Here is a 21,666-nt window from a genome sequence, read left to right on the forward strand (position 1 = left end):
GTAGCGCCCCGTTGCCCCCCAAGCATGGGCAGCAGACAATATGGTGAGGTGTCCGAGTGGCTGAAGGAGCACGCCTGGAAAGTGTGTATACGGCAACGTATCGGGGGTTCGAATCCCCCCCTCACCGCCATATTCAAAGAAGAAGCCTGAGCTAACGCTCAGGCTTCTTTGCTTTTATACCGCGCCGACCCGGGGGGGATGAGAAGCCCCGACCGGGGTTCGACAGGCGGTTTACCGCCTGGACAGCAGGACCGCCCGCCAGCGAATCCCCTTACAGCCCAACGCTTATCGGCCGCAAAAACAAAAAAGGCCCAACCAGGTTGGGCCTTCGTTGTCAATTTTCACCAGCAACTTTAATCGTAGGCGTTAAGCGTACGCTGGCAGAGCGCGGAGCGGACACAATCGTCTTTGGTGAAGCGCACCACGCCGATCATGTCGTCCTCTTTGAAACGCGCCAGCGCATCGCTCAGGCCGGACTGGACGCCGGCAGGCAAATCGCACTGGGTGATATCGCCATTGACGATAACGGTCACGTTCTCCCCGAGGCGGGTTAAAAACATCTTCATCTGCGCAGCGGTAACATTCTGAGCCTCGTCCAGAATCACTACCGCGTTTTCAAATGTACGTCCGCGCATATAGGCGAACGGCGCAATTTCTACTTTGCCTATTTCCGGTCTCAGGCAGTACTGCATGAACGAGGCGCCCAGGCGGCGCACCAGCACATCGTAGACCGGACGGAAATAAGGCGCGAACTTCTCAGAAATATCGCCGGGAAGGAAGCCGAGATCCTCATCGGCCTGCAATACCGGACGCGTGACGATAATCCTGTCGACATCCTTGTGGATCAAAGCTTCAGCCGCTTTTGCCGCGCTGATAAACGTTTTGCCGCACCCGGCTTCGCCGGTGGCGAATATCAGCTGTTTACTCTCAATTGCCTCAAGATACTGCGCCTGAGCCTCATTGCGCGCGGCTATTGGCGATGTATCGCGACTGTCCCTTGCCATACCAATAGCTTCAACGCCACTCATCTGCACAAGCGAAGTGACCGATTCCTCTTCGCGCTGTTTATGGCTGCGCGAATCCCGTCTTAACACACGCTTTGCTTCACGACGAGCTTTGATCACTGCTTTCTGTCTTCCCATGGATGGCACCTTGTTAAGTAGGTTTACATTGCCCGCGTCTTCACTGCCGACGCGATTATGCGCACGAACGTAGTAGGTTTGGCTTCCTTGTAAGCCATGATTGCCGGAAATAGACGCAGTAGTACGGCTACGCGCACCGCTTACTGCATCGGTGAAATCTGAAGAGGAAGTGGCTTGTCTGGATGAAGAAGTGACGAAAACTGTGCCGGAGGTAGAGTCTCCGCGCCGGATCTTGCGGGGGGTTTTGCTTTTTAGTCCATCACGGGACACTACCATTCGCGATCTCCATAGTGAAAGTGCTGCTCACGATTGGGAACTACCGCATCTGTTCTAAGTACATCAAAAATTTTCATAAATGCAACATTAGGTTTACTTATTTTTAACTTTTAAGCGATTTCTGACGATGCATTTTTTATGACACAGAAATATTACAGAAAAGTATCAATAACCTGCCGGGAGCGAAATCCGTTGTCTGGTCGCGTCAGTAAAATGTTAGCAAATGCTACGGAACGTGTGAGGAAATATCCCCGCAGGTTAAAACGGGGATACAGGTCAGGCTTGCAGCAGCCCTTCGGCAAGATAGTGGTTTTTATCGGCAACCCCCGGAAGAACAAAGAAATAACCGCCGCCGATGGGCTTTACATACTCTTCCAGCGCTTCGCCGTTTAAACGCTTCTGGACGCTTAAAAATCCTTTTTCCAGGTCATGCTGATAACAGACGAACAGCAGCCCCATATCAAGCTGCCCGGAAGCCGTTACGCCAAGCGAATAGCTGTAGCCCCGTCGTAGCATCAGGCTGGACTGGGTTTCCGCCGTGCGCGGGTTGGCCAGACGGATGTGGCTGTCGAGCGCGATAACCTCGCCCTCCGGGTCGCTTGCGTAATCCGGCACGTCATGTTCATGCGCCATGCCAAGCGGCGCGCCGCTGTGCTTTTCACGACCAAAAATGGTTTGCTGCTCTTTAAGCGGCGTGCGGTCCCAGAATTCAACATGAAACTGAATAATGCGCACCGCCTGATAGCTGCCGCCCACTGTCCAGGCCGGTTCGCCCTGCTCCGGCGTGACCCACAAAATGCTGTCCATTAAGGTTGCGTTCTGCGTATCCGGGTTAGCGGTGCCATCTTTGAAACCGAGCAGGTTAATCGGCGTCTCTTTACCGCGGCTGCGCGCTGCATGGTCAGAGATAAACCCTTCCCGCTTCCAGCGCACGCTCAGCAGATCCGGCGTGTGCTTGATAATGTCACGCAGCGCGTGGATGACCGTGTCCTGCGTGTTGGCGCAAATTTGCAGCAGCAGGTCGCCATGACAGAGCGCCGCATCAAGCGAATCGTTAGGAAATCGCTCCATTTTTTGCAGTTTTTTCGGCATCTGCGCCGCCAGGCCGAAGCGGTCGTCGAACAATGCGCGGCCAAGCGAAACGGTAATGGTGAGGTTGTCTGGCGCGATAACCTTGCCAAGAATACCGGAATCCATCGGCGGCATGCGCGGGTCAGGCGTTTGCGGCGCAGGCCCGCCTTCGGTTAAGAAGGCAATACGCGCCGTCAGCAGGCGAAACAGCCGTTCCAGATCCGCTTTGTCCGAAGCCAACACGTCGAAGGCGACCAGCATCATCGAGGCCTGCTGCGGCGTAACGATGCCTGCCTGATGCGGGCCGTAAAAAGGCTGTTTCTCCTGACGGGCATCGGGAGAGAGCGTACCCGGCGGCGCGGAAGGCTTAGCCCCGTGCGCAACAGGGCAGCCGCCCGTTACGGCGAGCGCCCCGCCAAGCGCTCCCAACCCTTTTAATAGCCGTCGACGCGCCGGCTCCGGCGCGTCCTGATGCTTTAATGCGTCGTTCATGCTTTAGTCCAGGCCGAGCACGCCGCGCAGTAAAGAGAGATCTTCAGCAAGCGCCGTGACCGGTCCTTTCAGCGCGTTACGGTCGGCGTCGGTCAGCTTATCGTAGGTTTCGAACCCTTCTTTGGTACGGTATTTGGCAAGAATGGTGTTCACCTTTTTAAAGTTGGCGTCCACTTTACCGAGCAGCTCAGCGTTGTCTTTCTGCAACTGCGGACGCAGGAGGTCGACAATTTTCTGCGAACCTTCCACGTTCGCCTGGAAATCCCACAGGTCGGTGTGGCTGTAGCGGTCCTCTTCGCCGCTGATTTTGCTGGCCGCCACTTCTTCAATCAACCCGGCCGCGCCGCCCACCACTTTCCCTGGCGGGAAAGCCAGTTCGCTGATGCGCTTTTGCAAATCCTGCACGTCGCGGTAAAGCTGGTCGGCATAGTTATCCATGCCTTTTACGCTGTTGTCGCCAAACAGCGCTTTTTCCAGCCGGTGGAAACCGGTGAATTTCGGGTCGGCCGCTTTTTGCTCGTAGTCATCTTCACGGGCGTCAATACTGCCGTCGAGATCAGAGAAGAGTTCAGCAACCGGCTCGATGCGCTCGTAGTGCTGGCGCGTCGGGGCATAAAGGGCTTTCGCTTTTTCAATGTCGCCTGCTTTCACCGCGTCGGTAAACGCTTTGACGCCTGCCACCAGCGCGGCGGTTTCAGCGGTCACGTAGGCCTTATATTGCGTAATGGCGCCTTCAAGCGAGAGTAAATCGCCCTTTGCCGCGGTTGGCGCGTCGCCTGCCGCTTTCACGATAAGCTTGCCTTTCGGGTTGCTCAGCAGGCCGCAGGTCATATCATATTCGCCCGCTTCCAGGTTGGCGGTCATCTTCTGGCTGAAGCCCGGCGCGATATTCTCACGCTCCTCCACCACCATGACCCCTTTTAAAATTTCCCACTCCAGCGCCTTCTGGCTGTGGTTGAGAATAATGAACTGGGTTTTACCGGCGTTGACGGTAAGCGTCATCGGTTCGCACTGCTTATCGTTCACCGTGACTTTAACCTGCGGCACGTCCGCCGCGCTGGCGGCAAAGGCGGAAGCTAAAAGCGCAAGCGTGGTTAGTTGCAGCGCGCTGCGTCGACCGTTTTTCATCATGACCATTCCCTCTAAAAGTATGTTGTAACTAATAAGGCGCTTCGCCCTGTTGTTATCCGTTTGCGCTGCCGGAAGGCTGCGGCGCGGCGCGAGCGGGTAGCGCATACAGCGCCAGCGCCGGAAGAAGATAAATCAGCCAGACCGCCACTTCGCTGACGGTCGGCGCTTCCTGATAACCAAAAATGGATTCCAGCAGGGTGCCCGTCAGTGAATGGGTGGTGAGAACATGGCTCAGGTCAAAAGCCACCTGCTGGAAATGGTTCCACAGGCCAGCTTCGTGAAAGGCGCGGATGGCGCCGGCGGCAAGCCCCGCCGCCACCAGCAAAATAAAGAGGCTGGTCCATTTGAAAAAAGTGCCGAGGTGAAGGCGAATACCGCCCCAGTAGAGCAGAAAACCCATAACCACCGCCGTCGCCAGCCCGAGCACAGCGCCAAGGGGCGGCCAGACGCCCACGTCCTGGCCAAAAGCCGCCAGCAGAAAGAAAACCGACTCCAGCCCTTCACGCGCTACCGCAAAAAAGACCATCAGAATCAGCGCCCAGCTCTGGCTGCCGCCGCGTTTAAGCGCGTTGTCGACCGCCTGCTCCAGCTCTCCTTTCACATTGCGGGCCACTTTGCGCATCCAGAACACCATCCAGGTGAGTATGACCACGGCGATAACCGCCACGATCCCCTCAAACAGCTCCTGCTCTTTTTGCGGAAATTCGCCGGTGGTTTCATTAATGAAAATGCCTAAGCCCAGACAGAGCGCGGCGGCAAGAATCACGCCCGTCCACATCGCTCCCAGCCACTGCCCGCGCTGCGTGCGCTTCAGGTAGCTGGCGATAAGACTGACAATAAGCGCGGCTTCCAGCCCTTCGCGCAGCATAATGAGAAATGGAACAAACATCCCGCCACCCTTAATGTGAAATCAGGTCAACTGTTGCAAAGAAACGTAAATATGAGTGCAAGTGATTATCATTACCAATCAAAGAAACACAAGCAAAATGTACGAGGAAGTATGACGAAGTGTGAAAGTTGCGAAGTGGATTAATCACTCAACTGAATTACAGTGTCGGGCAATGGAAAAAAACCATTTTTCCCGGGGCCCGTTACGCTCAGCCGCGCCTTTAAAAAAACCGCTAATGCTTATTCCATTCGCCAGAAAAGGATGCGGGAAATTATGCTAGCGCGCTGTTTACCGGCTTTTTTCTGCGGCTAACTACTTTTTCAAACGCCTGCGAGCCTGTGACTATCCTGTTTCATGCCCGCCAGCGCGTTTCCTGTTTATTGTCGGTATAGCGGGCGGATAAATACCCTTCCCGCTGGCCGGCAAGCGCTGCCAGAGGCCATTGTATTGATGAGCAAGAAAAAACCCGCCTTGCGGCGGGTTTGTCAGACGGGTTAATCAGCCTGTAATTTCGAGGGCGGCGCGGTGTGATACTCCGCATCCGCTTTCTCAAAGCGCGCCTGCATTGAAGCAGAAGGCGCTTTATCCAGCAGGCTGAAGATAACAATGCCAAGGCTCGCAAAGAGGAAGCCCGGAATGATTTCATACAGGCCCAGCCAGCCGAACTGTTTCCAGACGATAACCGTTAACGCGCCAATCACCATACCGGCCAGCGCGCCGTTGCGGGTCATGCGCGACCACATTACGGAGAAGAGGATCACCGGCCCGAAGGCTGCGCCGAAGCCCGCCCAGGCGTAGCTCACCAGGCCGAGCACGCGGTTTTCCGGGTTCGCCGCCAGCGCGATGGCGATAAGCGCCACCACCAGCACCATCAAACGCCCCACCCATACCAGCTCTTTCTGGGTGGCGTTTTTACGCAGGAACGCTTTGTAGAGGTCTTCGGTAATGGCGCTGGAGCAGACCAGCAGCTGACAGCTCAACGTGGACATCACCGCCGCGAGGATCGCAGAAAGTAAAATGCCAGCAATCCATGGGTTGAACAGGATTTGCGCCAGTTCGATAAAGACGCGCTCGCCGTTCTGGTTCACCGCCGTCGCCTGGTCCGGGTGGTTGTTGAAGTAAGCGATGCCGAAGAACCCTACCGCTACCGCGCCCGCCAGGCAGAGGATCATCCAGGCCATGCTGATGCGGCGAGCTTTAACGATGGTGTGGTGGGAATCCGCGGCCATAAAACGCGCCAGGATATGCGGCTGGCCGAAATAACCGAGCCCCCAGCCCATCAGGGAAACGATCGCCACAAAGTTTAGCCCTTTCAGCATATCGACGTTTTCAATGCTCTTTTGCTTGATCACCATCAGCGAGTCGTCCAGGCCGCCGACAGCGAGAATAACGAACACCGGCGTCAGGATCAGCGCGAAAATCATCAGGCTCGCCTGCACCGTATCGGTCCAGCTCACCGCAAGGAAGCCGCCGATAAAGGTATAAAGGATGGTTGCCGCCGCGCCGGCCCACAGTGCGGTTTCGTAGCTCATGCCAAAAGTGCTTTCAAACAGGCGCGCGCCCGCCACGATGCCGGAGGCGCAGTAAATGGTGAAGAACAGCAGAATAACCAGGGCGGAGATAATGCGCAGTATGCGGCTTTTATCCTCAAAGCGACCGGTAAAATAATCCGGTAACGTCAGGGCGTTATTGTTCGCCTCGGTGTGAACGCGCAGGCGGCCTGCCACCAGCTTCCAGTTGATCCAGGCGCCGAGCGTAAGCCCGATGGCTATCCAGCTTTCAGAGATCCCGGAGAGGAAAATAGCGCCCGGCAACCCCATCAGCAGCCAGCCGGACATATCCGACGCGCCTGCTGATAATGCCGTTACCACGCTGCCGAGGCTGCGACCGCCAAGGATGTAATCGTCAAAGTTTTTAGTCGAACGCCACGCAATAAACCCTATCAATATCATCCCAAAGATATAAATAAGGAAAGTCACCACCATCGGTGTACTCGCTGTCATTTCACTTCTCCGTCTAATCAGGCCATTTTCGGCTTGTCACCGCCGGAACGCAGCGGTGTTGTTATCGTCGTTTTCGTTTCGCGGCAGTATCCTGCCGGAAGCGTTTTTCATTCACAATCGATTTAACACACCATTTACAACAATTACATCTTCGCTAAAAATGCCCGTTTGCAGGAGGTTGCACTTGCTCACGCTTTTTACGGTTGCACCTTTTAAAAGTGTTAACCAGGCCCGGAATATCAGCTTATATCGCCGTTTCGCCTGTATGGTCATAGCAATTTCATATTTAACATTTCATTCATTTTTGAGCTTGCTGGCGAGGTCACATTTAACATGGTTGCACAAAGTTGCAACATGATGGATAGTGCCGAATAACGTTAACCGCAGACAAAAAAGCGAAGAAAACAGGAGTTAAGGCATGGGCACCACTACCATGGGTGTGAAGCTTGACGATGCCACCCGTGAGCGCATCAAAGCCGCCGCAACTAAAATAGACCGCACGCCGCACTGGCTCATCAAGCAGGCTATTTTCAACTACCTTGAAAGGCTGGAAAGCGAGGATACGCTGCCTGAGCTGCCTGCCCTGCTGGCGGGCGCAGCCAATGAGAGCGAAGAGGCGGGCGTACAGCCAGAAGAGGCGCATCAGCCTTTCCTGGAGTTCGCCGAGCAGATCCTGCCGCAGTCCGTTAACCGCGCCGCCATTACCGCCGCTTACCGCCGCGCCGAAACCGACGCCGTGCCGATGCTGCTTGAGCAGGCGCGTCTGCCTGCGCCGGTAGCGGAGCAAACCCACCAGCTCGCCTATAAGCTCGCTGAAAAACTGCGCAACCAGAAAACCGCCTCCGGCCGCGCCGGCATGGTTCAGAGCCTGTTGCAGGAGTTCTCGCTCTCTTCCCAGGAAGGGGTGGCGCTGATGTGCCTTGCCGAAGCGCTGCTGCGCATTCCTGATAAAGCGACCCGCGACGCGCTGATCCGCGACAAAATCAGCAACGGTAACTGGCAGTCGCATATCGGGCGCAGCCCTTCCCTGTTTGTGAACGCCGCGACCTGGGGCCTGCTGTTTACCGGCCGTCTGGTCTCGACCCATAACGAAGCCAGCCTGTCACGCTCGCTCAACCGTATTATCGGCAAGAGCGGCGAGCCGCTGATCCGCAAAGGCGTGGATATGGCGATGCGGCTGATGGGCGAGCAGTTCGTGACGGGCGAAACCATCGCCGAAGCGCTGGCTAACGCCCGCAAGCTGGAAGAAAAAGGCTTTCGCTACTCTTACGATATGCTTGGCGAAGCGGCGCTGACCGCCGCCGACGCGCAGGCGTATATGGTTTCTTACCAGCAGGCGATCCACGCTATCGGCAAAGCCTCCAACGGCCGCGGCATTTATGAAGGCCCGGGTATCTCTATTAAGCTGTCGGCGCTGCACCCGCGCTATAGCCGCGCGCAGTATGACCGCGTAATGGAAGAGCTTTATCCGCGCCTGAAATCCCTGACGCTGCTGGCGCGCCAGTATGATATCGGCATTAACATCGACGCCGAAGAGGCGGACCGTCTGGAAATCTCCCTCGATCTGCTGGAAAAGCTCTGCTTCGAGCCGGAGCTGGCGGGCTGGAACGGCATCGGCTTTGTTATCCAGGCTTACCAGAAGCGCTGCCCGTTCGTGATTGATTATTTAATCGATCTGGCGACCCGCAGCCGCCGTCGCCTGATGATCCGCCTGGTGAAAGGCGCTTACTGGGACAGCGAAATCAAGCGCGCGCAAATGGAAGGGCTTGAAGGCTACCCGGTGTACACCCGCAAGGTTTACACCGATATCTCCTACCTGGCCTGCGCGAAAAAACTGCTGGCGGTGCCGAACCTGATTTACCCGCAGTTCGCCACCCACAACGCCCATACGCTGGCGGCGATTTATAACCTGGCGGGCCAGAACTACTACCCGGGCCAGTATGAGTTCCAGTGCCTGCACGGCATGGGCGAACCGCTTTATGAGCAGGTTGTGGGAAAAGTGGCGGACGGCAAACTCAACCGCCCCTGCCGCATCTACGCCCCGGTAGGCACGCATGAAACGCTGCTGGCTTACCTGGTGCGCCGCCTGCTGGAAAACGGCGCCAATACCTCCTTCGTCAACCGTATCGCCGACACCACGCTGCCGCTGGATGAACTGGTCGCCGACCCGGTGCTGGCGGTAGAAAAAATGGCGGCGCAGGAAGGCAAAGCGGGCCTGCCGCATCCGAAGATCCCGTTGCCGCACGATCTCTACGGCGAAGGCCGCATGAACTCAACGGGCATCGATCTTTCAAACGAACACCGGCTCGCCTCGCTCTCTTCCGCTCTGCTCAACAGCGCCGCGCAGAAATGGCAGGCGTTGCCGGTGCTGGAAGCGCCTGTCGAAGCGGGCGAACTGACGCCGGTCCTTAACCCGGCAGAGCCGAAAGATATTGTCGGCTATGTGCGTGAAGCCACCGAAGCGGAAGTGTCGCAGGCGCTGGAAAACGCGGTCAACAATGCGCCGATCTGGTTCGCCACGCCGCCGCAGGAGCGCGCCGCCATTCTTGAGCGCGCCGCGGTGCTGATGGAAGACCAGATGCAGACGCTTATCGGCATCCTGGTGCGCGAAGCGGGTAAAACCTTCAGCAACGCCATTGCCGAAGTGCGCGAAGCGGTGGATTTCCTTTATTACTACGCAGGCCAGGTGCGCGACGACTTCGACAACGAAACGCATCGCCCGCTCGGCCCGGTGGTGTGTATCAGCCCGTGGAACTTCCCGCTCGCTATTTTTACCGGCCAGATTGCCGCCGCCCTTGCCGCTGGCAACAGCGTGCTGGCGAAACCGGCGGAGCAGACGCCGCTTATCGCCGCACAGGGCGTGAATATTCTGCTGGAAGCGGGCGTGCCGGCGGGCGTATTGCAACTGCTGCCAGGCCGCGGCGAAACCGTGGGCGCGAAGCTGACCGGCGATGAGCGCGTGCGCGCCGTTATGTTTACCGGCTCGACGGAAGTGGCCACGCTTTTACAGCGCAATATCGCCACCCGTCTTGATCCACAGGGCCGCCCGACGCCGCTGATTGCGGAAACCGGCGGCCTGAACGCGATGATCGTCGACTCCTCCGCCCTGAGCGAGCAGGTGGTAGTGGATGTGGTCGCCTCCGCCTTCGACAGCGCAGGCCAGCGCTGCTCCGCCCTGCGCGTCCTTTGTTTGCAGGAAGATATTGCCGAGCACACGCTGAAGATGCTGAAAGGCGCGATGGCGGAGTGCCGCATGGGCAACCCGGGCAGACTCTCCACCGATGTCGGCCCGGTTATCGACGCGGAGGCGAAAGCCAATATCGACCGCCATATTCAGGCAATGCGCGCTAAAGGCCGCACTGTCTTCCAGGCGGTACGCGAAAACAGCGCTGACGCCCGTGAGTGGGAAACCGGCACCTTCGTTATGCCGACGCTTATCGAACTGGAAAGTTTTGACGAGCTGAAAAAAGAGATCTTCGGCCCGGTGCTTCACGTGGTGCGCTACAGCCGCAACAACCTGGACGGGCTGATCGAGCAAATCAACCGCGCAGGCTACGGCCTGACGCTCGGCGTGCATACCCGCATTGACGAAACCATCGCGCAGGTGACCGGCGCGGCGAAAGTCGGCAACCTCTACGTTAACCGCAATATGGTCGGCGCCGTAGTGGGTGTACAGCCGTTTGGCGGCGAGGGGCTTTCCGGCACCGGTCCGAAGGCGGGCGGCCCGCTCTATCTTTATCGCCTGCTGGCGAACCGCCCGGAGAACGCGGCGCTGGCGACGTTTAACCGTCAGGATGCGCGCTACCCGGTCGACACGCAGCTCAAAAACGCGCTGACGCAGCCGCACCAGGCGCTGACCCAGTGGGCGGCGGGACGCGCGGAGTTTAAAGCGCTTTGCGAAAAATATGCCGGGCTTTCGCAGGCTGGCGCGCAGCGTGTGCTGCCAGGGCCGACAGGCGAGCGCAACACCTGGACGCTGCTGCCGCGCGAGCGCGTGCTGTGCGTGGCGGATAACGAACAGGATGCGCTCACCCAGCTGGCGGCCGTTACCAGCGCGGGCAGCCGCGCGTTGTGGCCGGACGACAAGCTGCATCGCGAACTCGCGAAACAGCTGCCCGCCGCCGTGCAGCAGGCGATCGATTTCGCGAAGCCGGAACAGCTGATGAGCCAGCGTTTCGATGCCGTTATCTACCATGGCGATTCAGACCAGTTGCGCACCCTGTGCGAACAGGTGGCGGCTCGCGAAGGGGCGATTGTTTCGGTCCAGGGCTTTGAGCGCGGCGAAACCAACCTGCTGCTGGAGCGGCTGTGGATAGAGCGTTCGCTTAGCGTGAACACCGCAGCGGCGGGCGGCAACGCCAGCCTGATGACAATCGGCTAAGACCTGGCTACGCTTGCAAGGCTCCTGTTTCAGGAGCCTTTTTTATGGAGAGACCCATGAAACGACTCCCGCTCTACCTGCTCGCCCTGCTGAGCGCCCCGGCGCTTGCCGACAACTGCGATAAAGCGACCACCCAGACCGATCTTAACGTCTGCGCCGCTGCGGATTACCAGCAGGCGGATACCGCCATGAATGCGATTTATAAAAAAGTGATGGATCGCGCAAGCGAAGCGCAGCGCGATTTGCTGAAAAAAGCCCAGAACGCCTGGCTTAGCGTGCGCGACGCCGACTGCGCGTTTGTCAGCTCCGGCGCCAACGGCGGCAGCGTGCAGCCGATGACGGAAAGCCAGTGTCTGGCAGATAAAACCCGCGAGCGCGCCGCTTTTCTGGAGTCGTTAACCCAGTGTGAAGAGGGCGACGTAAGCTGCCCCCTGCCGCCGGGCCCTTAACGCAGGCGAATGCCTTCGATAACCATCCGCTGCACGTTTTCCACCGTCTGGCGAAAGAAGGCGTCATCCTGCAACGTTTTCCCCGTTACCGCCTCTACCTGCGTGGCGAAATCGGCGTAGTGCTGCGTGCTGGCCCAGATCATAAAAATAAGATGATGCGGGTCCACCGGGCCGATTTTGCCGCTCGCCACCCAGCCCGCAATAATCGCCGACTTCTCATCCACCAGGCTTTTCAGATCGCCCGACAGCTCCGCCATCAGCAGCGGCGCGCCCTGCAACATCTCAAGGCAGAAGAGTTTTGATGCCTGGGGGTGATCCCGTGAGACTTCAAGCTTCAGGCGAATATACTCGCCTATCGCCGCCAGCGGCTGTAAGTCGGCGCGAAACGCTTTTAACGGCGCGAGCCAGACATCCAGGATCTGCTTCAGCACCGCCACGTAGAGCGCCTCTTTCGACGGGTAGTAATAGAGAAGATTGGTCTTGGAGACATCGGCTTTATCGGCGACCTGCTCAAGGCTGGTGCCATGAATGCCGAACCGGGAAAAATAATCGAGTGCGGCGGCCAGAATCGCCTGTTTTTTCGCCGCCACCGCTTTTGAGCGCCTGCCCACTTCTTTAACCGCGCCTTGCGCCATGCGCTCTCTCCTTTGCATTTTGCCTCAAGCATAGCAAAACCGCCGCTGGCCCTGCACCCTCATCGCGCAGCGTTGCCTGTTTTCTGTGCAGCTTTTTTGACCGTTCAGTCCACTTTTTTGCGGCCCAATTTTAAACAACCAAGCAACACATTGATAACATTACGCCTTTTAAAACTGGCATTCCCCTTGCACTACCTCTTTCGAGCGAGGCTTAACGGAGAATGCAGGATGCAGCGCCGCGTGAGTTCCCTTTCCGACTGTGACGAGGTTCGCGATGAAAATTGGTGTGTTCGTTCCCATTGGCAACAACGGCTGGCTGATTTCCACCCACGCTCCCCAGTACATGCCGACATTTGAGTTAAACAAGGCGATTGTGCAAAAGGCGGAGCAATACCATTTCGACTTCGCGCTGTCGATGATCAAGCTGCGCGGCTTTGGCGGCAAAACCGAATTCTGGGATCACAACCTGGAATCGTTCACCCTGATGGCGGGGCTTGCGGCGGTGACGTCGCGCATTGAGATCTACGCCACTGCCGCCACGCTGACCCTGCCGCCCGCCATCGTGGCGCGCATGGCCGCCACTATCGATTCTATCTCCGGAGGACGCTTTGGCGTGAACCTCGTTACTGGCTGGCAGAAACCGGAATATGAGCAGATGGGCCTGTGGCCGGGCGATGCGTATTTTTCGCGCCGCTACGACTACCTCACCGAGTATGTGCAGGTGCTGCGCGACCTGTGGGGTAGCGGCAAAAGCGACTTCAAAGGCGAATTTTTCACCATGAACGACTGTCGCGTCAGCCCCCAGCCGCAAAAACCGATGAAGGTGATTTGCGCAGGCCAGAGCGATGCGGGCATGGCCTTCTCTGCGGCCCATGCCGACTACAACTTTTGCTTCGGCAAAGGCGTTAACACCCCCACCGCTTTTGCGCCTACGGCGGCGCGCATGAAAGCGGCGGCGGAAAAAACCGGGCGCGACGTCGGCTCCTATGTGCTGTTTATGGTCATTGCCGATGAAACCGACGAGGCGGCGCGCGCCAAATGGGAACACTACAAAGCTGGCGCGGATGACGAGGCGCTGGCCTGGCTTACCGAGCAAAGCCAGAAAGATACCCGCTCCGGCGCCGACACCAACGTACGCCAGATGGCAGACCCCACCTCCGCCGTCAACATCAACATGGGAACGCTGGTGGGGTCTTACGCCACCGTCGCGCGCCTGCTGGATGAGGTAGCGACGGTGCCGGGGGCGGAAGGCGTACTGTTGACGTTCGACGATTTTCTGGCCGGCGTGGAAACCTTCGGCGAGCGCATACAGCCGCTGATGCAGTGCCGGGCGCATATTCCGCAAATCACCAGGGAGGTGGCGTAATGAAAAGTCTGACGCTGAAAGCGCGCCCGGAAGCCATCGAATTTACCCCGGCGCAGAGCGCGCTCATTGTGGTGGATATGCAAAACGCCTACGCAAGCCAGGGGGGGTATCTGGACCTGGCCGGGTTTGACGTCTCGGCTACCGGGCCGGTTATCGACAAGATCAACGTTGCCGTGGCCGCCGCGCGCGAGGCGGGGATGACCATTATCTGGTTCCAGAACGGCTGGGACAGCGACTATGTCGAAGCAGGCGGCCCCGGCTCGCCGAACTGGCACAAATCCAACGCGCTGAAAACCATGCGCAGCCGCCCGGAGTTGCAGGGCAAGCTGCTCGCCAAAGGCGGCTGGGACTATGAACTGGTCGAGGCGCTTGAGCCGCAGCCAGGCGACATTGTGCTGCCAAAACCGCGCTACAGCGGCTTTTTCAACACGCCGCTCGACAGCATTTTGCGCAGCCGCAACATTCGCCACCTGGTCTTTACCGGCATCGCGACCAACGTATGCGTGGAATCGACGCTGCGCGACGGCTTTTTCCTCGAGTACTTCGGCGTGGTGCTGAGCGACGCCACGCACCAGGCCGGGCCGCCGTTCGCCCAGCAGGCCGCGCTTTTCAACATTGAAACGTTTTTTGGCTGGGTCAGCGATGTCGCGACATTTTGCGACGCCCTCGCCCCTTCACGTATCGCCCGTATCACCTGAGGAGCCATTATGCCAAAGCAGGTCATTATTCCACCTGGCACCACCACGCCCATCGCCCCTTTCGTGCCAGGCACGCTCGCTGACGGCGTGGTCTACGTCTCCGGCACGCTGCCGTTCGATAAACAAAATAATGTGGTCTACCCTGGCGACCCAAAGGCGCAAACCCGTCATGTGCTGGAGACAATACGGAGCGTTATCGAAACCGCTGGCGGGACGATGGAGGACGTGACGTTCAACTCGATCTTTATTACCGACTGGAAAAACTACGCCGCGATTAACGAGGTTTACGCCGAGTTTTTCCCGGGTGATAAGCCTGCGCGCTTTTGCATTCAGTGCGGGCTGGTAAAACCCGACGCGCTGGTAGAAATAGCCACCGTCGCGCACACCGGCAAACGGGAGTAAGCCATGAACCTGACGCTAACCCCGGCGCCTTATCCCGGCGCGCCGGTGCTGGTGCTGATAGCCGGCCTCGGCGGCGCGGGAAGCTACTGGCTGCCCCAGCGCGCCGCGCTTGAGCCGCATTATCAACTGATGATTTACGACCAGCGCGGCACCGGTAATAACCCCGATATTCTGGCGCAGGGATACAGCCTTTCAGAGATGGCGCATGAACTTTATGACGCCCTGCTCGCCCATGGCGTCAGCCATTTTGGCGTGATGGGCCATGCGCTTGGCGGCCATATCGGCATGCAGCTCGCGCTGGATTATCCGCAGGCGATCGCCTCGCTGGTGATAATCAATGGCTGGCTGCGTCTTAACCCTCACACCCGCCGCTGCTTTGCGGTGCGCGAACGGCTTTTACAGGCCTGCGGCGCGCCAGCTTACCTTGAGGCGCAGCCGCTGTTTCTTTATCCGGCAGACTGGATGGCGGCTAACCAGCCGCGCCTTGAGGCGGAAGAGGCGTTGCACAACGCGCATTTTCAGGGCGCGCAAAATCTGCAACGGCGGCTGGCGGCGCTGAAAGCGGCTGACTTCAGCCAGACGGCGCGCGCCGTGACGCAACCCGTGTTGCTGGTCTGCGCCCGGGATGATCTGCTGGTGCCCTGGATCTGCTCGGCGGCGCTGCACGAAGCCTTGCCCGACAGTCGCCTTGAAGTACTGCCCTGGGGGGCGCACGCCTGCAATGTTACCGCCAGCGAGGCTTTTAACGCCCTGGCGCTCGCTTTTCTCGCTGCGACGCTCTCCTCGCCGCCCTCTGTTAAGGAAGCCGTATGAACGAAGCTTTAAGCCCTCTTGCGCTGGATACCCTGTTTACCCAGGCGCGAACCCATAACGCCTGGCAGGGGCAGGCGGTAAGCGACGAGCAGATCAGGGAGATTTACCGTCTGCTGCGCATGGCGCCTACCTCCGCCAACTGTTCGCCAGCACGCTTCCTGTTTATCCGTACCCCGGAGGGCAAAGCGCGGCTTAAGCCCGCCCTTTCTTCCGGCAATCTGGAGAAAACCCTGACCGCCCCGGTGACGGCGGTCATCGCCTGGGATACGCGGTTTTACGACAAGCTGCCTGCGCTTTTCCCGCACGGCGACGCCCGTTCGTGGTTTACCTCAAGCCCGGCGCTTGCCGAAGAGACGGCGTTTCGCAACAGTTCGATGCAGGCGGCTTACCTGATCATGGCGTGCCGGGCGCTCGGGCTGGACTGCGGGCCGATGTCCGGTTTCGACCGCGAAAAGGTGGATGCGGCGTTTTTTGCAGGTACAGGCTGGCAAAGCAACCTGCTGGTTAATATCGGCTACGGCGATAGCAGCCGGGTTTATCCGCGCCTGCCGCGCCTCGCCTTTGACGACGCCTGCGCGCTTTTATAGGAGAACGCGATGTCAGCACTCAGCCAACAACAGTTTCGCGACGCGATGGCCCGCCTCGGCGCCGCCGTTAACATCATCACTACCGACGGGCCGGCGGGAATGGCGGGCTTTACCGCCTCTGCGGTGTGCAGCGTAACGGACAGCCCGCCGACGCTGCTGGTTTGCCTGAACCGCGCCGCCTCGGTGTGGCCGGTGTTCAGCGAAAACCGCCAGCTTTGCGTCAACACGCTTGCCGCCGGGCATGAGTCACTCTCCAATCTCTTCGGCGGCAAAACGCCGATGGCGGAGCGATTTACCGCTGCTGAGTGGCGCTACGGGGCCTCCGGCTGTCCCCGGCTTGAAGGCGCCGTTGTCTCGTTCGACTGCCGGGTAAGCCAGACCGTCAGCGTCGGCACTCACGATATTCTGTTTTGCGAAGTGACGGATATCGCGCGTAACGACGACGCCCACGGCCTGGTGTGGTTTGACCGGGGTTATCACCCACTGATGCGGCCCGCCTGTTAGCCGCCCTCTTCTGCGCAGGAGATTCACATGTCACACACCTGGTTTCCTCAATGGCGTAAACATACCGCGGGCGACGTAGTGGCGCCGGACGAAACGCTGCCCCTCGGCCAGACCGTTATTATGGGCGTGCAGCATGCGGTGGCGATGTTCGGCGCCACCGTACTGATGCCGCTGCTGATGGGGCTTGATCCCAACCTCGCTATTTTGCTTTCCGGCGTCGGCACGCTGCTCTTTTTTCTCGTCACCGGGGGGCGCGTGCCGAGTTACCTCGGGTCCAGCGCCGCGTTCGTCGGCGTGGTCATTGCCGTTACTGGTTTTAGCGGCCAGGGGCTTAACCCGAATCTCAGCGTGGCGCTGGGCGGCGTTATCGCCTGCGGATTGCTTTATACGCTGATTGGCTTTGTGGTCATGAAATCCGGCACCCGCTGGATTGAACGGCTGATGCCGCCGGTGGTGACCGGCGCCGTGGTCATGGCGATTGGCTTAAACCTTGCGCCCATTGCGGTGAAAAGCGTTTCCGCCAGCAGTTTCGACAGCTGGATGGCGGTGATGACAGTGCTCTGCATTGGCCTGGTGGCGGTGTTTACGCGGGGGATGGTGCAGCGGCTGTTGATCCTCATCGGGTTGATTGTCGCCTGGGCGCTTTACGCCGTGCTGACGAACGGGCTGGGGCTTGGTAAACCGGTGGATTTCTCGCCGCTCTCTCAGGCCGCCTGGTTTGGTCTGCCTCATTTCACTTCCCCCACCTTTAGCGGCCAGGCAATGATGCTTATCGCGCCAGTGGCGGTGATCCTCGTGGCGGAAAACCTCGGTCATCTTAAGGCAGTAGCGGGCATGACCGGGCGCAACATGGACCCTTATATTGGCCGGGCTTTTGTCGGCGATGGCCTGGCGACCCTGCTTTCCGGCTCGGTGGGCGGCAGCGGCGTGACAACCTACGCTGAGAATATCGGCGTGATGGCGGTAACAAAGGTCTATTCCACTCTGGTGTTTGTCGCCGCCTCGGTTATCGCTATGCTGCTCGGTTTTTCGCCCAAATTTGGCGCGCTTATTCATTCCATCCCCGGCCCGGTGATTGGCGGCGCCTCGATTGTGGTATTCGGGTTGATTGCTGTCGCGGGCGCGCGCATCTGGGTGCAGCATCGCGTGGATTTAAGCCAGAACGGCAATTTGATTATGGTTGCGGTGACGCTGGTGCTCGGCGCCGGGGATTTCGCGTTAACGGCCGGAGGATTTACGCTTGGCGGGATTGGCACCGCGACCTTTGGCGCGATTTTACTGAATGCGATATTAAGCAAACGCCCGTTAGTTTTAGCCGCACCGGATGAGGCTGCCGGGAAACCTGGCGTTACCGGAACCGTACCGGAATAACCAGACTGTAAAAAAACAGCCGCCGGGCGCTAACCCGGCGGCGTTGGGCGAATAACCAGCGCTCTATCTTCTGATAATGGCTGATTATTTAACAGTCATCAGCTGTTGCTGCTGCGGCCCCCGCCATGACTATTTTTGCCCCCTTTTTTTCCAGCTTCAGATGCGCGCTGCGGGTCATTTTTAAAGTTCCCGCCGCTATGCTGGCCACCTTTACGACCTGCTTCTGATGCTCTTTCACGATCTTCTGCGAAATTACCTGAACCACCACGATGGTTTGCCATTTCAGACCTCCAGACACATGTGAAATCATTAGACATCATACTGCATTCAGTAAAAGAGGATCCTTTCACCTGGCGACAACAGGTCGGAACCTTTTTTCGTTGCCGCGTGATTTGAAGCTTAGTGCAGCAAGCATGGCCTGGCGTGAAACGGTAATATTCTGCAACATCAAATTGACCAGACGGCAAAAATTTTGCCGCTTCAATCCATAAGTCGTTCTTATGATTAACAAAGCGTAATTATTCATACATGTTTCCAAATATGACAAACAAAACAAACGTTATATTTTCTTAAAAATCAACTAATTGCCCCGTTCCCTTTGCACTCTGCCGGGCAGCGCTTATCTTTAACAGGAGCGCAGCGATAAAACGGTCTGCATAACCCCGTCAAAAAAGCCTTAAAAGTTAAGGAGTCAGGTCGATGGTTAAAGTACTGGTGCTTTATTACTCGATGTATGGACACATTGAAACCATGGCGCATGCGGTAGCGGAAGGCGCAGAAAAAGTGGCAGGCGTTGAAGTCACTATCAAACGCGTGCCCGAGACGATGCCTGCGGATGTTTTCGCGAAAGCGGGCGGCAAAACGCAAAACGCACCGGTCGCCACGCCGCAGGAGCTGGCTGACTACGATGCGATTATCATCGGCACCCCTACCCGGTTCGGCAATATGTCCGGCCAGATGCGCACTTTTTTCGACCAGACCGGCGGGCTGTGGGCTTCCGGCGCGCTTTACGGCAAGGTCGCGAGCGTGTTCAGCTCGACCGGCACCGGCGGCGGCCAGGAACAGACGATTACCTCTACATGGACTACGCTTGCACATCATGGGATGGTAATTGTGCCTATTGGTTACGGGGCGCAGGAGCTGTTTGATATTTCCGCGGTGCGCGGCGGCACGCCTTACGGCGCCACCACCATCGCAGGCGGCGACGGTTCGCGTCAGCCAAGCCCGGAAGAGCTGGCTATCGCCCGTTACCAGGGCGAGTATGTGGCCGGCGTCGCCGCCAAACTGAAAAGCTAAATCAGCACAGGAGGAAAGTATGCCAACACAAGAGTCGAAAGCCCACCACGTGGGAGAATGGGCCAGTCTGCGTAACACCTCTCCGGAAATCGCCGAGGCGATTTTTGAGGTAGCGGAGTACGACGAAAAGATGGCCGAGAAAATCTGGGAAGAAGGCAGCGATGAAGTGTTGATTCGGGCTTTCAAAAAAACGGATGCCGATTCGCTCTTCTGGGGTGAACAAACCATCGAGCGTAAAAACGTCTGATTTGCGCGCCCTGCGTTTTCGCTACTCAGGATAACGACAGGTGCAGCAAGAGGTCAGTGCGCGGCGTTTGTCGAAACGGGGCCCTGTGGCCCCGTTTCTTTTTCTGCCTGAACGGCTTTTTTATCCGAACAACGGCAGTTTATAGGCGCGGAAACAGGTGATGTTGTAGCGATACATGGAAGGATCGTCATTTCTGCTTCTGGCAAGCCCCGACCCGACCGTGATGTCCAGTAATACCTCGCCCTGCGCATTCAGTTCGCGCAAGGGCATTTTGCCTTCTGCGGTTCCGTCCCAGGCCTGGTAATCGACATCGCTGTAACCGGGATCGCAGGTGAGCGTAAGGCCTGTGCCATCGAAGGTTGCGCCGCCAAAGCACACCACCACGTTGCCGTTTGGCATAATTTGCTTAGCGCCGCATAAGCTGCTGTAGCCGTCAGGGCCGGAAAAATACTCGGCGAGCTTTTGCACAGTCATACGGGTGAGATCGATACGGTAATTTCCAACGCGGCTTTGGTTATTCCAGGGGGCGGTGCTCTGCGCATCCTCTCTGGAAAGATAATTGCCGTTATTAAAAATCGAGATATCAATTATGCCCGGCGTAGCGTTAGGGATTTCGAGCACATTATGCTGGCCCCAGTTCCAGAACTCCTGGTTCGCTTTTTGCACCTCTTCAGGCCGGGAGAAGTCATACAAAGGCGCGCCTGCGCTGTCTACCGGCGTCAGTAAAAAGGGCTGATAGCTTTCGCCCCATGCTTCATGGGTGGACATAATAAAACGCAGCGCCGAGGTTTCGACATCCACCCCGAAAATAGCGCTCTGGTTACGGCCGGAAGTCACCAGAATATTATTGGTTTCATTGATATAGCATTGATTCACATGCAGCCAGTCTACGCTGCCGTCCGCTGAAGGCGGGTTAGAAGGACGGGTTGGACGCGTGGGATCCAGAACGTATGCCATATCGTAATAGCGCGTCTCAAGGCCAGTGGTGAGATCGATAATGGATACGCCATCTTCAATACTCCTCTCGCCATCCGGACGACTACCTGGCGCATATTCCGAAGCGCCGACCAGTGCGCCATCGGTTTGTTGATAAAGCGAGTGATGAAGGGCGTTATCAAGCACATACATAGTATGTACGCGCCCAATCATATCGAACTCGTACATCTTCAGATAATTGTCCTGGGCAATGGCTGAAGATAAAAAATTACCGTTGGCAATACGCAATAAATTATTTGACGGCATGTTCTTCGTTGTAAACCAGCGGACATTGCCCTGGTAATCAAGCGCAATATTATTGCGATCGAAACAGGAGATAAAATAGAGCCCGTCCGCCAGTCTGGTGGGGTCGCTGGTGGGTTTCAGTAGGGTTATTTCCGGGAAGAGATTATGCCCGTCAGGTTCTTGCGCATCCGTGTGCGGTAAAGGCGAGGTGACCACATTCCATGTGGTTGTGGCAACGGAAGAAATCATCGTAACAAGGTTGGTCTTGTCCGCCAGCAGACCAGCAACCGGTATAAGGTTCGCGCCCGGTAAAACTGGCTGTTTAAATACAATCAGAGGCGCGGTTTCGTTTTGATCAATCACCGTGATTTGCACGCTTTCCGCGACGTTTGACCACACGCCAATATACAGGCTCAGCGGCGCGGTTTCATACGGATTTAAAAAAATAAGCGCGTTGCTTTGGTTATTATCAGGGGTGATTTGGGAAAAGAACGATGAATAGGTCTCATTGTGTTCAGTAACAATCGGATCCGTTATATCTATACCCTGATTAACGGGCGGCCGAGGAAGCGGCAAAGCGGTGGCGTGAAGCGTCATTATGATCTCCTTATTAACATTTTTATTTGCGTAGCGGATTTAACGCAATAACGACAAATATGTAAAAAAGCGTAACCGGCCTGTTGTTTTATTTA

19 protein-coding genes and 1 tRNA gene are annotated in these 21,666 nt (G+C 57.5%); 12 read left to right on the plus strand and 8 right to left on the minus strand.

All coding sequences use genetic code 11. The features are described from left to right. The first annotated feature begins 42 nt into the window (after positions 1 to 42). Positions 43 to 130: transfer RNA gene (locus DW56_RS19265), tRNA-Ser, on the plus strand. Between the two features lie 223 nt (positions 131 to 353). Here DW56_RS19265 and phoH read toward each other — a convergent pair. From phoH to putP, 5 genes are all read right to left on the minus strand, one after another. Further along, the gene (phoH, locus tag DW56_RS19270; protein ID WP_024554572.1) at positions 354 to 1,142 is read right to left on the minus strand and encodes a phosphate starvation-inducible protein PhoH; all 789 of its coding nucleotides are present in this window, start codon (positions 1,140 to 1,142) and stop codon (positions 354 to 356) included. A 552-nt stretch (positions 1,143 to 1,694) separates the two neighbouring features. Beyond that, on the minus strand, positions 1,695 to 2,981 hold the full coding sequence (efeB, locus tag DW56_RS19275) for an iron uptake transporter deferrochelatase/peroxidase subunit (RefSeq protein ID WP_024554571.1): 1,287 nt from the start codon (positions 2,979 to 2,981) through the stop codon (positions 1,695 to 1,697). A gap of 3 nt (positions 2,982 to 2,984) precedes the next feature. Then, positions 2,985 to 4,112 carry an iron uptake system protein EfeO gene (efeO, locus tag DW56_RS19280; protein WP_024554570.1) on the minus strand — a complete coding sequence of 376 codons (1,128 nt, stop codon included), beginning with the start codon at positions 4,110 to 4,112 and terminating at the stop codon, positions 2,985 to 2,987. 52 nt (positions 4,113 to 4,164) lie between these two features. Continuing rightward, a complete protein-coding gene (gene efeU / locus DW56_RS19285) occupies positions 4,165 to 5,001 on the minus strand; it encodes an iron uptake transporter permease EfeU (protein WP_024554569.1) in 837 nt (278 codons plus the stop codon). 494 nt (positions 5,002 to 5,495) lie between these two features. After that, on the minus strand, positions 5,496 to 7,004 hold the full coding sequence (putP, locus tag DW56_RS19290; RefSeq protein ID WP_049294232.1) for a sodium/proline symporter PutP: 1,509 nt from the start codon (positions 7,002 to 7,004) through the stop codon (positions 5,496 to 5,498). Positions 7,005 to 7,422: 418 nt separating this feature from the next. On the opposite strand from putP, the gene putA reads away from it, so the two are divergent. Together putA and DW56_RS19300 are read left to right on the plus strand one after the other, a co-directional pair. Beyond that, the gene (putA, locus tag DW56_RS19295; RefSeq protein WP_024562067.1) at positions 7,423 to 11,385 is read left to right on the plus strand and encodes a trifunctional transcriptional regulator/proline dehydrogenase/L-glutamate gamma-semialdehyde dehydrogenase; all 3,963 of its coding nucleotides are present in this window, start codon (positions 7,423 to 7,425) and stop codon (positions 11,383 to 11,385) included. Between the two features lie 56 nt (positions 11,386 to 11,441). Next, positions 11,442 to 11,834 carry a lysozyme inhibitor LprI family protein gene (locus DW56_RS19300; RefSeq protein ID WP_024555345.1) on the plus strand — a complete coding sequence of 131 codons (393 nt, stop codon included), beginning with the start codon at positions 11,442 to 11,444 and terminating at the stop codon, positions 11,832 to 11,834. Here DW56_RS19300 and rutR read toward each other — a convergent pair. Further along, positions 11,831 to 12,469 carry an HTH-type transcriptional regulator RutR gene (gene rutR / locus DW56_RS19305; RefSeq protein ID WP_024555346.1) on the minus strand — a complete coding sequence of 213 codons (639 nt, stop codon included), beginning with the start codon at positions 12,467 to 12,469 and terminating at the stop codon, positions 11,831 to 11,833. The genes DW56_RS19300 and rutR overlap by 4 nt on opposite strands. 274 nt (positions 12,470 to 12,743) lie before the next feature. Between rutR and rutA the strand changes: the two genes are divergently transcribed. The 7 genes from rutA to rutG are packed head-to-tail and all read left to right on the plus strand — an operon-like array spanning position 12,744 to position 18,210. Next, positions 12,744 to 13,835, plus strand: coding sequence for a pyrimidine utilization protein A (rutA, locus tag DW56_RS19310; protein ID WP_024562068.1), 1,092 nt, complete (start codon positions 12,744 to 12,746; stop codon positions 13,833 to 13,835). Then, positions 13,835 to 14,533, plus strand: coding sequence for a pyrimidine utilization protein B (rutB, locus tag DW56_RS19315; protein ID WP_029697355.1), 699 nt, complete (start codon positions 13,835 to 13,837; stop codon positions 14,531 to 14,533). The genes rutA and rutB overlap by 1 nt, the downstream gene beginning before the upstream one ends. A 9-nt stretch (positions 14,534 to 14,542) precedes the next feature. Then, positions 14,543 to 14,935 carry a pyrimidine utilization protein C gene (gene rutC / locus DW56_RS19320; RefSeq protein WP_024554367.1) on the plus strand — a complete coding sequence of 131 codons (393 nt, stop codon included), beginning with the start codon at positions 14,543 to 14,545 and terminating at the stop codon, positions 14,933 to 14,935. Positions 14,936 to 14,938: 3 nt separating this feature from the next. After that, positions 14,939 to 15,748, plus strand: coding sequence for a pyrimidine utilization protein D (gene rutD / locus DW56_RS19325; RefSeq protein ID WP_024562069.1), 810 nt, complete (start codon positions 14,939 to 14,941; stop codon positions 15,746 to 15,748). After that, positions 15,745 to 16,335 carry a malonic semialdehyde reductase gene (locus tag DW56_RS19330; RefSeq protein WP_029590183.1) on the plus strand — a complete coding sequence of 197 codons (591 nt, stop codon included), beginning with the start codon at positions 15,745 to 15,747 and terminating at the stop codon, positions 16,333 to 16,335. The genes rutD and DW56_RS19330 overlap by 4 nt, the downstream gene beginning before the upstream one ends. Before the next feature lie 9 nt (positions 16,336 to 16,344). Beyond that, a complete protein-coding gene (gene rutF, locus DW56_RS19335; protein ID WP_024554364.1) occupies positions 16,345 to 16,839 on the plus strand; it encodes an NADH-dependent FMN reductase RutF in 495 nt (164 codons plus the stop codon). Between the two features lie 27 nt (positions 16,840 to 16,866). Then, positions 16,867 to 18,210, plus strand: a complete 1,344-nt coding sequence (rutG, locus tag DW56_RS19340) for a pyrimidine utilization transport protein G (protein WP_024554363.1) — start codon at positions 16,867 to 16,869, stop codon at positions 18,208 to 18,210. Between the two features lie 98 nt (positions 18,211 to 18,308). On the opposite strand, the gene DW56_RS19345 is transcribed toward rutG, so the two are convergent. Further along, positions 18,309 to 18,491, minus strand: coding sequence for a con-10 family general stress protein (locus DW56_RS19345; protein WP_049294239.1), 183 nt, complete (start codon positions 18,489 to 18,491; stop codon positions 18,309 to 18,311). 418 nt (positions 18,492 to 18,909) lie between these two features. On the opposite strand from DW56_RS19345, the gene wrbA reads away from it, so the two are divergent. Further along, positions 18,910 to 19,506 carry an NAD(P)H:quinone oxidoreductase gene (wrbA, locus tag DW56_RS19350; RefSeq protein WP_024554361.1) on the plus strand — a complete coding sequence of 199 codons (597 nt, stop codon included), beginning with the start codon at positions 18,910 to 18,912 and terminating at the stop codon, positions 19,504 to 19,506. A 19-nt stretch (positions 19,507 to 19,525) separates the two neighbouring features. Beyond that, the gene (locus DW56_RS19355) at positions 19,526 to 19,753 is read left to right on the plus strand and encodes a YccJ family protein (protein WP_024554360.1); all 228 of its coding nucleotides are present in this window, start codon (positions 19,526 to 19,528) and stop codon (positions 19,751 to 19,753) included. 120 nt (positions 19,754 to 19,873) lie between these two features. On the opposite strand, the gene DW56_RS19360 is transcribed toward DW56_RS19355, so the two are convergent. Further along, positions 19,874 to 21,571 (minus strand): aryl-sulfate sulfotransferase, encoded by a 1,698-nt coding sequence (locus tag DW56_RS19360; protein ID WP_035890310.1) that lies wholly within the window; start codon positions 21,569 to 21,571, stop codon positions 19,874 to 19,876. Between the last annotated feature and the right edge of the window lie 95 nt (positions 21,572 to 21,666).

The organism is Franconibacter helveticus LMG 23732, from assembly GCF_000463115.2.
GTDB classification, from domain to species: domain Bacteria; phylum Pseudomonadota; class Gammaproteobacteria; order Enterobacterales; family Enterobacteriaceae; genus Franconibacter; species Franconibacter helveticus.